The organism is Pseudarthrobacter phenanthrenivorans (genome assembly GCF_036455295.1).
GTDB lineage: Bacteria > Actinomycetota > Actinomycetes > Actinomycetales > Micrococcaceae > Arthrobacter > Arthrobacter phenanthrenivorans_C.
Genome location: NZ_JAYXNX010000026.1, coordinates 21999 through 34223, shown reverse-complemented (window position 1 = coordinate 34223; position 12225 = coordinate 21999). Strand labels below are relative to the sequence as shown.

At 65.2% G+C, this 12225-nt stretch carries 13 protein-coding genes and 1 tRNA gene; 9 read left to right on the top strand and 5 right to left on the bottom strand.

Translation table 11 applies throughout. The features are described from left to right. The first annotated feature begins 136 nt into the window (after nucleotides 1-136). Nucleotides 137-2392 carry a gluconokinase, GntK/IdnK-type gene (locus VXJ37_RS20425; protein ID WP_331324833.1) on the top strand — a complete coding sequence of 752 codons (2256 nt, stop codon included), beginning with the start codon at nucleotides 137-139 and terminating at the stop codon, nucleotides 2390-2392. A 136-nt stretch (nucleotides 2393-2528) separates the two neighbouring features. Here the strand turns inward: VXJ37_RS20425 and VXJ37_RS20420 are convergent, their stop codons facing one another. Further along, nucleotides 2529-3086 (bottom strand): Rho termination factor N-terminal domain-containing protein, encoded by a 558-nt coding sequence (locus tag VXJ37_RS20420; protein ID WP_331324831.1) that lies wholly within the window; start codon nucleotides 3084-3086, stop codon nucleotides 2529-2531. Nucleotides 3087-3270: 184 nt separating this feature from the next. Between VXJ37_RS20420 and VXJ37_RS20415 the strand changes: the two genes are divergently transcribed. Continuing rightward, nucleotides 3271-3807, top strand: coding sequence for a GNAT family N-acetyltransferase (locus VXJ37_RS20415; RefSeq protein ID WP_331324830.1), 537 nt, complete (start codon nucleotides 3271-3273; stop codon nucleotides 3805-3807). Nucleotides 3808-3916: 109 nt separating this feature from the next. On the opposite strand, the gene VXJ37_RS20410 is transcribed toward VXJ37_RS20415, so the two are convergent. Together VXJ37_RS20410 and VXJ37_RS20405 are read right to left on the bottom strand one after the other, a co-directional pair. After that, a complete protein-coding gene (locus VXJ37_RS20410) occupies nucleotides 3917-4456 on the bottom strand; it encodes a hypothetical protein (RefSeq protein ID WP_331324829.1) in 540 nt (179 codons plus the stop codon). Nucleotides 4457-4561: 105 nt separating this feature from the next. Then, a tRNA-Ser gene (locus tag VXJ37_RS20405) sits at nucleotides 4562-4651 on the bottom strand. 247 nt (nucleotides 4652-4898) lie between these two features. On the opposite strand from VXJ37_RS20405, the gene VXJ37_RS20400 reads away from it, so the two are divergent. From VXJ37_RS20400 to VXJ37_RS20385, 4 genes are all read left to right on the top strand, one after another. Next, nucleotides 4899-6257, top strand: a complete 1359-nt coding sequence (locus VXJ37_RS20400; RefSeq protein ID WP_331324828.1) for an acyltransferase family protein — start codon at nucleotides 4899-4901, stop codon at nucleotides 6255-6257. Nucleotides 6258-6402: 145 nt separating this feature from the next. Continuing rightward, complete coding sequence (locus VXJ37_RS20395) at nucleotides 6403-7443, top strand: zinc-dependent alcohol dehydrogenase (protein ID WP_331324827.1); 1041 nt, start codon at nucleotides 6403-6405, stop codon at nucleotides 7441-7443. A 3-nt stretch (nucleotides 7444-7446) separates the two neighbouring features. Beyond that, nucleotides 7447-7842, top strand: a complete 396-nt coding sequence (locus tag VXJ37_RS20390; protein ID WP_331324826.1) for a 6-pyruvoyl trahydropterin synthase family protein — start codon at nucleotides 7447-7449, stop codon at nucleotides 7840-7842. Between the two features lie 2 nt (nucleotides 7843-7844). After that, nucleotides 7845-8927 (top strand): glycosyltransferase family 4 protein, encoded by a 1083-nt coding sequence (locus VXJ37_RS20385; RefSeq protein WP_331324825.1) that lies wholly within the window; start codon nucleotides 7845-7847, stop codon nucleotides 8925-8927. Nucleotides 8928-8962: 35 nt separating this feature from the next. Here the strand turns inward: VXJ37_RS20385 and VXJ37_RS20380 are convergent, their stop codons facing one another. After that, nucleotides 8963-9469 (bottom strand): nucleoside deaminase, encoded by a 507-nt coding sequence (locus VXJ37_RS20380; RefSeq protein ID WP_331324824.1) that lies wholly within the window; start codon nucleotides 9467-9469, stop codon nucleotides 8963-8965. Nucleotides 9470-9524: 55 nt separating this feature from the next. Between VXJ37_RS20380 and VXJ37_RS20375 the strand changes: the two genes are divergently transcribed. The 3 genes from VXJ37_RS20375 to VXJ37_RS20365 are packed head-to-tail and all read left to right on the top strand — an operon-like array spanning nucleotide 9525 to nucleotide 11434. Next, complete coding sequence (locus VXJ37_RS20375) at nucleotides 9525-10328, top strand: phosphatase PAP2 family protein (protein ID WP_331324823.1); 804 nt, start codon at nucleotides 9525-9527, stop codon at nucleotides 10326-10328. A 12-nt stretch (nucleotides 10329-10340) separates the two neighbouring features. Then, nucleotides 10341-10976: a uracil phosphoribosyltransferase gene (upp, locus tag VXJ37_RS20370; RefSeq protein WP_141943767.1), complete on the top strand. Its 636-nt coding sequence runs from the start codon at nucleotides 10341-10343 to the stop codon at nucleotides 10974-10976. Nucleotides 10977-11020: 44 nt separating this feature from the next. Continuing rightward, nucleotides 11021-11434, top strand: a complete 414-nt coding sequence (locus VXJ37_RS20365; protein WP_331324822.1) for a glyoxalase superfamily protein — start codon at nucleotides 11021-11023, stop codon at nucleotides 11432-11434. A 75-nt stretch (nucleotides 11435-11509) separates the two neighbouring features. Here the strand turns inward: VXJ37_RS20365 and VXJ37_RS20360 are convergent, their stop codons facing one another. Continuing rightward, nucleotides 11510-12223, bottom strand: a complete 714-nt coding sequence (locus tag VXJ37_RS20360; protein WP_331324821.1) for a hypothetical protein — start codon at nucleotides 12221-12223, stop codon at nucleotides 11510-11512. Nucleotides 12224-12225: the final 2 nt, after the last annotated feature.

Below are 12225 nucleotides of genomic sequence, written 5' to 3'. Positions count from 1 at the left end.
TACAACCGCCTCGTCGACGGCACCGTCCACGACTGGTAAAACGCGGCACGACTGCTAAAACAAGCCACGACAGGCAAGAAGGACAACTTCGGTGAGCATCAATAAACCCGCCCCCGCCAGGCCCCGCGTGGTGGTCATGGGCGTCTCCGGCTGCGGCAAGACCACGGTGGGCGGCCTCGTGGCCCGGGAACTGGGCGTGCCGTTCCTTGACGGCGACTCCCTCCACCCCGTCGCCAACGTGGCCAAAATGGCAGCCGGCACACCTTTGACGGACGAGGACCGTTGGCCCTGGCTGGCTATCGTGGGCCGCGAACTGGCCGCCGCCGGTGACGGCGGGCTGGTCCTGGCCTGCTCCGCCCTCAAGCGAAGCTACCGCGACGCCATCCGGGAACACGCGCCGGATACCATCTTCCTGCACCTCAACGGCAGCAGGGAGGTCCTGTCCCAGCGGATCGCTGGCAGGTCGGGCCACTTCATGCCCCCTGCCCTGCTGGACTCCCAACTCGCCACGCTGCAGCCCCTGCAGGAGGACGAACGCGGAGTGGTGGTGGACATCGCCGCGCCCGTTCCCGAGGTGGTGGCTGAGGCACTCAAGGGGATTGCCGCCGTCGTACCTCCTGCCAACGGTGCGCCAAGCGCGCGGCCCCGGCAGTCCGACGTCGACCTTGCCGCCGCCCCGTTCAATCTCGACGCCGATGCCATCGCCTGGGTTGAGGGCACGCTTGGTGGCATGACGCTCGAGGAGAAAATCGGGCAGCTGTTCATCAACCACAACAACGACTACTCCCCGGAGTACCTCGACGGCGTTCTGGACAATTTCCACGTAGGCGGAATGCGCTACCGTCCCGGGCCCTCCGCAGCCGTGCAGGAACACATCCGTTATGCACAGTCCAGGATGCGGATCCCGCTGTTGATTGCGTCCAACCCGGAGATGGGCGGCGCCGGCAGCTGCGACGACGGGACGTTTGTGTGCACGCACCTGCAGGCCGGTTCCCACCCGGACAAGGCCATCGCGCGGCAGATGGGGCAGGTGGCCGGGGTGGAAACGGCGGCGCTCGGGTGCAACTGGGCGTTCGCACCGATCGTGGACATCCACTACAACTGGCGGAACACGGTCATTTCCACGCGCTCCTTCGGCAACACGCCGGAGGTGGTGGTGGAGCGGGCGAAGGAGTACTTCGACGGGATCAGTGAATCGCCCACCGCGTGCGCCATGAAGCACTTCCCAGGTGACGGGGTGGATGAGCGGGACCAGCATGTGGTGACGTCGTACAACACCCTCCCGTACGCGGAGTGGGACCGGACGTACGGCTATGTGTACCGGGAAATGATCGCCCACGGCGTGCAGTCGATCATGGTGGGGCACATCGGAGCGCCGGAGGTCTCACGGCACTTCCGGCCGGGGCTGTCCGACGCCGAGATCCTGCCTGCAACCCTGTCCCCGGAACTGCTGCAGGACCTTCTGCGCGGTGAGCTCGGGTTCAACGGGCTGGTGCTTACGGACGCCTCCCAGATGGTGGGCCTGACCCAGGCGATGAAGCGCAGGGACCTGGTGCCCGCAACGATTGCCGCCGGCTGTGACATGTTCCTGTTCTTCCGGAACGCGGCGGAGGACTTCCAGTACATGCTGGACGGGTACAAGTCCGGGGTGATCACCGAACAGCGGCTCCACGATGCGCTGCGCCGGATCCTTGGCCTGAAAGCGTCACTAGGGCTGCACCTGAAGTCCGCGGACCAGCTGGTGCCCCCTGCCGAGGCGCTTTCGGTCATCGGATCTGCCGGGCATCGTTCGGTGGCCGCCGAGATTGCGGACAAGACTGTGACGCTGGTCAAGGACACCGCCGGGAACCTGCCCATCACGCCGGCAACGCACCCCCGGATCCGGCTGTACGGGATCTCGGGCGGTGCCGACTTCACCAGGGCAGACCCGCTGGCATACCTGGAAGTGGTGAAGGAGGAACTGGAAGCTGCCGGCTTTGAGGTTCATCTGTTCCGGACCGCGGAGCAGCGCGAGGCGGCGGGGGAAGCCGGGATGAACTTCATGCGGGTCCTGGCGGAGGAAGCCACCGGGGACTACGCGGAGAAGTACGATGCCGCATTTGTCTTTGCCAACGTGAAGGGTTTCGCGCAGGAGGCGGCCATCCGGATCAAGTGGTCTTCGCCCATGGCGGCCGAGATCCCGTGGTACGTCACGGAGGTGCCCACGGTGTTCGTGTCCCTGAACCAGCCGAACCACCTGATCGACGTGCCGATGGTCAAGACGGCGATCCACGCCCATGCGGGTACGCGCGAGGCCATCCGCGCGGCGGTGGAGAAGATCCAGGGTAAGTCCGGGTTCCAGGGAACATTCAACGACAACGTGTTCTGCGGATCATTCGATACCCGTCTCTGACTGAAGGAGGCGCCGCCGCAACAGCGGGGCGCCTTCCTCATGTCCGGTAGGTCATGGCCGCTACGTCAGGCCCTTACCCGTCTTCACGGTCCGGGTTCTCCAGCCGGAAGAAGTTGGACTGGGACCCGTCGGACCGCTATTCCTGGTAGATAAAGTTGAGGCGGCGGTCGTCGAACGTCTTGAACCATTCCTCCCAGCTGACCTCGCGCAGGTTCGCGTCCCTGTCCCGGAAATCGATGCGCAGGACGCCCAGATGGTCCCCGTGTTCTGTGCCGTCAACCGTCGCCGGAACACCGCCGCGTTCCTCCGCCCACTGCCTGATGACCTCATGGTGGGTGGTGGCCAGGCTGCGGCCTTCACGTTCAGGCTCTTCGTCGGGCGAGGTGATTTCCTGTGAGTACTTCAACGACTTGGACGAGTCATCCCCGTGGCGGATCCTGCCGCCGTCGGGCCCCGCTCCCAAGTCCTCCGCGTCTTCCCCGCCGGATCGGCTGTTGCCACCCCGGCCGCCATCGTGGTCATCCTGCCGGGCCTTGGCTACTTCCTTCACCAATTCTTCCTTGCGAAGGCCGGAAGCGCCGGAGATGTGTTCGTCCCTGGCTTCCTGGCGGAGTTCGTCCACCTTCTTGTTGCGCAGTTCGGTTTCGCTTACATCGGGGGTGTTGGGCGTCTGGTTACCAGGCTTGTCACTCACGGCATGTCCTCCTTATTGCGGAACAGTGTTGCAGTATCGACAAATAATAAGGCTACTTACTTTCTAGCGCGTACCGGACGCGGCCGTCAAGCATCGGGGTGGCGGGACCGGGGCGGCCGGCGTGGAAGGCAGGGGGCTCCGGCCACCTGTCCCACCGCTGCTTCTCGTCTGTAGTGTTGGGCCGATGGACTTCTCTCGTGAACTTGCCGGGGGCATCGTGCTGCGTCCCCTCTGTATGGCGGATGCGGAACCCCTGACTGCGGCATTCCAGGCAAACCGGACCCGGCTGGCCCCGTGGGAGCCGGTAAGAGCGGAGGAGTTCTACACCGTGGAGGGGCAGCGTCGGGTGATCGGGAGGCGGCTGGCGGAATTCGATTCCGGTGCAGCACTTCCAATGGTGCTGGCCGGCCAAGGAGCTATCGTCGGCGTGCTGACCCTCAGTTCGATCGTTCGCGGCGCCTTCCAAAACGCCCACATTGGCTACTGGGTTTCGCGCGGGATCGAGGGGACGGGGGTGATGACGGCAGCCGTGGCTGCTGCGGTAAACATCGCAAAAGAGGACCTCGGCCTGCACCGCCTCGAAGCCGCGACTTTGGTGCACAACATTGCCTCCCAAAGGGTCCTCGAAAAGAACGGATTTGAAGCTTACGGGACAGCCGCTGGCTATCTCCGAATAGCTGGCAGGTGGCAGGACCACCGCCTGTACCAGCGGATTCTCTAACCGGAGTATGGTTCGGCCTGCCCTGATTCGGGGCGGCCCTGATCAGCGCAGCGCCTTTTCCAACCGCCGCATGCAGGGGTCGCCAGGGGCTTTTGTCCGGCTGGGAGCCTCAACCTGTCACGCGTACTCCGCCCACTGCTCCTGTCCACGGCGTATCGCCCGGGGTCGGAAGCACCAGGTGCGCGAAGACGTACCCCTGGTCAAGTTCGATAATCAGTGTTGTCACGGCCGTGCAATCCAGTGTGAGCTCCGCGGGGCGGAAAGCTGCACCGGGATGCTCCTGCCCAACAGCTACCTTCGCGTCGGAGGCGCCGGCACAGGCTGCCGTGACGGTATACCGTCCTGCCGCCGGCACCTCCGCCACGGTGCCAAATCCCCTGACAGGGCCGTCCAGTGGCCCCTCTTCAAAAAGGAGGACCGGGCCGGGAACTGTCTTTAATAGCCGGTCCAGCTCACGGTAATTCCTGACTTCGCGTTCAAGGACCAGGGGATCGACGGGTGGCGCAGGGGACTCCGCCGCCGGCGCGGGACGGGCAGCCGGCGTGCGGACAGGTTCGTCGTACTCGTATGAGCACCCTGCTGTTCCACCTGGAAAGACCAGTAGGGGCAGCGCAATGGCCAGTCGGCCGCGCCAGCCCTTCGCTCCCACATTTCAATGGTGGCTACGCCTGCCACAACACGCAATCAGTGCCGCTGCCCTACAGCAAAAGGCCCCGGTTCCTTTGATCTACAAGGGAACCGGGGCCTTTCTACTTGGCGGTGACGGTGGGATTTGAACCCACGTTGGCTTTTACACCAAACAACATTTCGAGTGTTGCACCTTCGGCCGCTCGGACACGTCACCAACCTGAATAGGGTACCGGAGCAAGGCCTCCATCCCCAAAACGTGGCTGCGCCGGGTCCGGGCCTCCCACTGGGTCTTGATTGTCAGACGCCCTTGCCATGATGGCTTGATGGGGAAGCGGCGGAGGCGACGGCGTTATCGGCGACTACTCGGAAGGCCCACGACCCGGCTCCCACACAGGACAGTGGATACGTCGAAGTCCGTTACAATTTGGTGCGGCAGTTGGCCTACGCCCGGCGGAGACAGCATGCAGGAAAATATCACGAAAGTACGCCCATCCTGGGGGCAGCGCCTCGCAGGCATTGAAGGGCTCAGGGGAATAGCGGCCATCTCAGTCCTCCTCTATCACTTGGGACTTGGAGCTTCCTACCAGGTGCTGATCGGGCCCGTCAGTATCTTGCTCACGCTGTTGGACCAAGGACTGACGCTCTTTTTTGTGCTGTCGGGGTTCCTGCTTTTCCGCCCTTTCGTCACCACGCTCATGGAGGACAAGGCGCTCCCGTCCATCCGCCGGTATGCCCGGAACAGGCTGCTGCGCATCTACCCGGCCTACGTGGTCATCTTCGTCATCACGGGTCTCATCTTCGCGGCGGCCTTTATCAAGGGCAGCACCCACGGGCTGGGCCCGGACAACATAGGCAGGATTACGGACCCGGTTCAGATCCTGGCGAATCTCGCGCTGGTGCAGATGCTGATCCCTTCCTTCGTGATGACCGGGCTTCCTGTTTCATGGTCGCTCACGGCCGAGGTGAGCTTCTATATCATCCTGGCCCTGATCGCCCTATGGTCAGCACGGTTGATCCGACGAGGTGCCAGTAAGGCTGCGGTGCTTTTTGGTTTTCCGGTTGGGATGATTGCCCTCGGTGTTGGCGTGACCCTCTGGGGGTACAAAGCGACCCTCGGACTTTCGCCGGCTGCCGCCGGTAATTTCGCGTTCGGGCAAAACTGGACAGCGGTCCTCCTTCGCAGCGTCCTGGGCCAAGCGGACCTATTCGGATACGGGATGATCGCTGCCGTCGTCGTAGCGAAGCTCCATGATCGCGACGTCCACCGCGTTTCGACTAGTTCGAAGATCGTGCTGCTTCTGGCAGCAGGCCTCGTTGAGCTGACGGGTTTCACGTTGCTCCGCCCGCTCCTGAGCAATATGTCAGGCGTTGCGGCCGCGCTCATCCTTCTCGCCGTCGTCCTTCCCTCGTCGCGCCACGGCAATGCCAACAGGGCCGCGAAGGTCCTGGAATGGCTCCCGTTCCGTTTCACTGGATTGATCAGCTACAGCATCTATTTGTGGCACCTGCCGATTCTTCTTTGGCTCATCAGCCACAACATGCTGTTCGGATCCAACGCCCGTTCAATGCCGCTCAACGGCCTTTTGGTCCTCGCCATCGCTCTCCCGTTGTCCACGCTTACGTACTACCTGGTCGAGCGGCCGGCGATGAAGCTGAAGAAGCCTACGGGGAGGCCCGCCAAGGGAGGCCCGGGGGTGCCCGGCGGGATACCAAGTCCAGAGGTGGCGTCCTTCGAACGATCTGGTTCCATGTCTTCCCCGGTGGGGATTTCCGGCGCGAAGCCTGGTGATTCACCAGAGTTCCTCGAGGGGACCCGCTAAGCACACGTGTGCCCGAGGGGCGGCCGCCGCCCCCGACACACTCGTGCCCACCGCCGCGGACCAACGGTTGCAGCGTCACCAAAACACCGCCACGGGCCGCCGGACTTTCGTCGTCCATGCGCGTCCGGCTAGATTCATCAGCAAGATGACAAATTCACAGACACCGATCCACGCAACTGCATACTGGACCACCGCCAAGGAGCACGGCGAGCTCAGAGGCGAAGAGGTCCCCGCCCCGGGCCCGGGTGAAGCGCTGGTGCGTGCCCTGTACTCCGGGATCAGCAAGGGCACCGAAATGGTCGTCCATGCCGGTGCGGTGCCGGCACGCGTGGCGGAACAGATGCGGGCCCCGCACCAGCAGGGGCAGTTTCCAGGGCCCGTGAAGTTCGGCTACCTCTCGGTGGGCGTCGTGGAGGAGGGGCCCGACGATTGGAAGGGGCAGCGAGTCTTTTGCCTCAACCCCCACCAGGACCTGTACGTGGTTCCGGTGGAGTCGCTGACCAGGATTCCGGATGGCGTCCCGGCCCGGCGCGCGGTCCTGACGGGCACGGTGGAAACGGCCGTCAACGCGCTGTGGGAGGCTGGGCCGCGCCTCGGGGACCGGATTGCCGTTGTCGGAGCCGGCCTGGTGGGTGGCATGGTGGCAACCCTGCTGCGCACGTTCCCGCTGCAGCGGCTGCAGTTGGTGGACCTTGATCCCGGCAGGAAGCAGCTCGCGGACAGCCTGGGCGTGGACTTCGCACACCCTGACGAAGCCTTGGCCGATTGCGACATTGTTTTCCATTGCTCGGCATCCCAGGAAGGGCTGGAGCGCAGCCTGCAGCTGGTGGGGGATGAGGGCGACGTCATCGAAATGTCCTGGTACGCGAACCGGGAGGTAACAGTGCCGCTCGGCGAGGACTTCCACGCCCGGCGGCTGTCCATCAGGGCCAGCCAGGTGGGCATGGTGGCCCGGGCCCGGCGGCACCGCCGCACCAACGCGGACCGCCTGGACCTCGCCGTGTCGCTGCTCAAAGATCCCATATTCGATGTCTTCCTGACCGGGTCCTCGCGCTTCGAGGACCTGCCGGAAGTCGTCCAAAGCCTGGCAGACGGCACCCTGGAAGCCCTCTGCCATGTCGTTGAGTACCCCGCCAGCAACCCTGCGTCCAACCCGGGCGCCGACAACTCCGGAAACTCGAGGTAACCCATGTTCAGCCTGACCGTCCGCCGCCACTTCATGATCGCCCACAGCCTGCCCCGCGAAGCGTTCGGTCCTGCCCAGAGCCTGCACGGGGCAACCTTCGTCGCCGAGGTGGCGTTCCGCCGTCGTGCCCTCAACGATGACGCGATCGTCCTGGACATCGGCGCCGCCGGGACCATCATCGAGGACGTATTGGGCGGCCTGAACTACCGGAACCTGGATGAGCACCCGGATTTCGACGGCAAGCTCACCACCACCGAGGCCCTCGCCGAATACATTGCGCAGAAGGTGGCCGCCAGGATCAAGGACACCGCGGACGGCCCTGAACTCGCGGGACTGGATGTCACCCTCCGCGAGAATCCTGATGCATGGGCCACCTATTCGCTGGACCTCACCGCCTGACCATGCGCCCAGTCCGCCTGCTGGTTCCGGGCAATATCCGCCATAGTTCAGGCGGCAACGTCTACAACGCGCGCCTGGTTGCCGCCCTGCAAGCCCTCGGCGCTGACGCGGACGTCGTCGCCGTCGAGGGCAGTTGGCCGGACGCGGGTGCCGGGGAACGACGGCGGTTTGGTGCCCTCCTCGGACCCGGCGAACCTGGGGCAGGGCCCGGGCAGGCAGTGGTCATGGTGGATGGGCTGGTGGCCGTTGGTGCCCCGGAGGAGCTGGAACTGGCGGCCACCGCAGGGCGGCAACCCTGGGTCCTGGTGCATATGCCTGTTCCGGAAAGTTCCGGCCGTGCGGCCCTTGAAAACGAAGCCCGTGCCCTCCGCGCGGCAGCGGGGGTGATCTGCACCAGCACGTGGGCCGCAACCCGGCTCGCGGAACGCGGGCTTCCGCAGCCTGCCGTTGCCCTCCCGGGAGTCGACGCCGCCCCTCAGGCCACCGGTTCCAAACCTCCACACCTGCTGGTGGTCGCAGCGCTGCTGCCCAACAAGGACCAACTCCTCGCCGTGGAGGGGCTGTCCAAAGTGCGGGACCTCCCATGGACTGCGTCATTCGTGGGTTCGGACCAGGCGGACCCGGACTACGCGCGGGAGGTGCGGGGAGCCCTCACGGCAAGCGGGATGGGGGAGCGGGTGCTGCTCACCGGTGAACTGGGCGGCGCCGCGCTGGAAGCGGAATGGGCACGTGCGGACCTCAGTCTTTTAGTGTCCCGGCAGGAAGCGTTCGGCATGGCGGTCACGGAATCGTTGGCCCACGGAATCCCGGTGCTGGTCCGGGACGGGACAGGGGCAGTTGAAGCGCTTGGCCTCGCGGGACTGGCAATGGAGGACGCCGGCCCCCGGCTTCCCGGCGCAGCCCTGCCGCTTCCCGAAGGGGGACAGGAGAGTCCCGGCCGGCTGGGCCAGGTCCTGCGCCACTGGCTGGAAGACCCGGACATCAGGGACAACTGGCAGGCTGCGGCGCTGGACGCGCGGACGCGCCTTCCTGGCTGGAGGAGGACGGCGCGGGAGGTCCTGGCATTGCTGGATTCGCCGAACTGACAGCGGGGCCTGCAACGGCCGGGCCGGCAACCGCCTCAGAGGCTGCTGCGGTGGCCGGCAAAGAACTCGCGCAGCAGCAGGGCGCATTCTTCCTCGCGGACCCCTGGATACACCTCAACCCAGTGGTTGAGCCGCCGTTCGCGGAGGATGTCGAACACTGATCCGGCAGCGCCCGCCTTCTCGTCCCAGGCGCCAAAAACCACCCTGGGAATCCTGGCCAGGACGATGGCGCCGGCACACATGGCGCACGGTTCCAGGGTCACCACCAACGTGCAGTCGGACAACCGCCAGCCGTCGCCCGCGCCGCCCGCACTCCTGGCGATCTCCTGCAGCCGCGCCGCAGCTTCCCTGATGGCCACCACCTCGGCGTGGGCGGTGGGGTCGCCCAGTTCCTCCCGTTGGTTGCGTCCGGAACCAAGCACGCCGCCGTCGGGCCCTATCACCACGGCGCCGATGGGCACGTCCTCGGTGGCAAGGGCACGGCGGGCCTCCGCCAGGGCAAGGCCCATCCAGGCGTCGTGTTTCTTTTCGGGCAAAGGCATGGCTCAATGATAGTTTCGGGGATACTCAGGTTACTTACCGATGCCGGGAGGCAGCATGGACACTCTTCGGGACCGCATAAGTATTTGGTTCAAACCCTATGCGGCGCTGGTGCTGACCATCATGGTGGGCGGCGTGATCATCGTGTCCCTGGCGCTGCTCGGGGCTGAGGTCTACGACAACGTGGTGGACTCGGCGGGGCTGGCCAACCTGGACAAGCCGGCTTTGGCCTATGCCGAAAGCCTGCGCAGCCCCGGGCTGGATGCGTTCGTCACCGGCTTCACGAACATTGGCGGCGGCGTGGGCATGCCCATCTTGGCCAGCATCCTCACCGCATGGCTGACTTTCCTTAGCCGGAACTGGCGTCCGCTGATCCTGGTGGGCGGTGCCGCCGCGGCCTCCATCACGGCCACCACCCTGGGCAAGAAGCTGGTGGGACGTACCCGCCCGGACCACGCCGACGCGGTTCCGCCTTACGAGGACTCACCTTCGTTCCCCAGCGGGCACACGCTGAACACCACAGTGGTGATCAGCCTGATCGTCTACCTCATCTGCCTGCAGTTCCAGCTGATGTGGGTCCGCGTCAGCGCCATCACGGCCGGCACCATCTTCATCATTGCGATGGGCCTGAGCAGGGTTTTCCTCGGCCACCACTGGCTTACGGATGTCATGGCGGGCTGGGTCCTGGGGCTGGCCTGGGTGGGCGTGGTGATTATGGCCCACCGGCTGTTCCATCTCATCCGCAGGCGGGAGCATGCCGGCGCTGCGCCGTCGTTCGACCGTCCCATTGTCCGGGACGTCGTGGCCCAGGAAGTGCACGAGGGTGGAGGCTCCGGGCCCGGGAAGGGCAGCGCCGGATGATAGTTTTGGGGGATGCGCACTCTCGTTGTTGACCACCCCCTGGTCGCCCACAAGCTCACCGTCCTGCGGGACAAGAACACCCCGTCACCGGTTTTCCGGCAGCTGACGGAAGAGCTGGTGACCCTGCTGGCATACGAGGCCACGCGGGAGGTACGCACGGAGCCCGTGACCATCGAAACGCCGGTCAGCACCACCATCGGCACGGCCTTCACCAAGCCCACCCCGCTGGTGGTTCCCATCCTGCGCGCCGGCCTTGGAATGCTGGAGGGCATGACCAAGCTGGTCCCCACCGCTGAGGTGGGCTTCCTGGGCATGGCCCGGGACGAGGAGACGCTGGACATCATCACCTACGCTGAGCGCCTTCCGGAGGACCTGACGGGCCGCCAGGTCTTTGTCCTGGATCCCATGCTCGCCACCGGCGGCACCCTGCGGGAAGCCATCAAGTTCCTCTTCAAGCGCGGGGCTTCCGACGTCACCTGCATCTGCCTGCTGGCCGCCCCGGAAGGACTGGCCCGCCTGGAGGAGGAACTGTCCGGCGCCAACGTGCACGTCGTCCTGGCATCGATCGACGAGAAGCTCAACGAGAAGTCCTACATCGTTCCCGGCCTCGGTGACGCCGGTGACCGCCTCTACGGCATCGCAGGGTAGTCTTCACCCTTCCTGGAACCCGTCCCTGCCGCTAGCCTGTGGGCATGGACTGGAAACTCGAACTTGTCTATGTCCCCGTCTCCGACGTTGACCGCGCCAAGGACTTCTACGTCAACAAAGTGGGCTTCAACGCGGACTACGACGAGCGGCCAACCGACAACATCCGCTTTGTACAGCTGACGCCGCCCGGCTCGGCCTGCTCCATCAGCATGGGCGAAGGGCTCCTTGACGTCCCTCCCGGCACGGGAACCAACCTCCAGCTGGTGGTCGACGACATCCACGCGGCGCACGACCAGCTGAAGAGCAATGGCGTGGACGTCAGCGACATCGAGGTGCTTCCCTGGGGCCATTTCGTGTACTTCGCCGATCCGGACGGGAACAGATGGTCGGTCCAGTACATCCCGTGGCGGAACGCCGGCCAGGACGCGGGGCAGGGCGGTACGGGGACCACTCCGTAAGGCAAACTGCGGGCCGCATCATAGAGATGCGGCCCGCAGTTTGCTGCCGGGCTGTCCCCGGTCCGGGAGTGTTGCCTAGTACCAGTTGTGTGCCAGGTGGAAGTTCAGGGCTCCACAAGGCGACTGGTAGCTCTTCTTGATGTAGTCCAATCCCCAGTTGATCTGGGTGCGGTAGTTGGTGAGGTAGTCCGCGCCAAAGGTTGCCATCTTTTCGGCAGGCAGGGACTGGACGATGCCGTATGCGCCGCTGCTGGCATTGGTGGCCGTGGTGGTCCAATCTGATTCCTTGGTCCACAGCGTCTGCAGGCACTGCATCTGGTCCGGGCCCCAGCCAAAGGAGGACAGCTGGCTGGCAGCGTAGGCCTGGGCGCCGGCAGGATCGTTCACCGCGACTGCGGGTGCCGGCTCGGGTGCGGGAGCGGGCGCCGGGGCCGGTGCGGGGGCGGGCGCAGGAGCAGGTGCCGCAGGGGCGGCCGCGGGCGCTGGTTCGGCCGCCTGCGGTGCAACGCTGATGGCGGCCGGAGCCGGGTTCGTTGCCGGGTTGGAACGGATTTCGCTTTTCTCGATGCTCATTTGGGCATCGGAGGCAACGGTGGAAGAGTTGGACCCGGTGGATGACACCGGAGTCATGCTGCTGGTTGCCTGGCCTGCTGCGCCTACCCCCACCAGCACCGCACAGGATGCTGCGAGGATCCCGGCGCGCTGGCCGAGGGTGGTTTTCTTTGCCCGCTGCGCGGCCCGGTGTTTAGCCTTGGCATGCAGGCGTGCTTCTGCCTTGTTTTTGGACATGA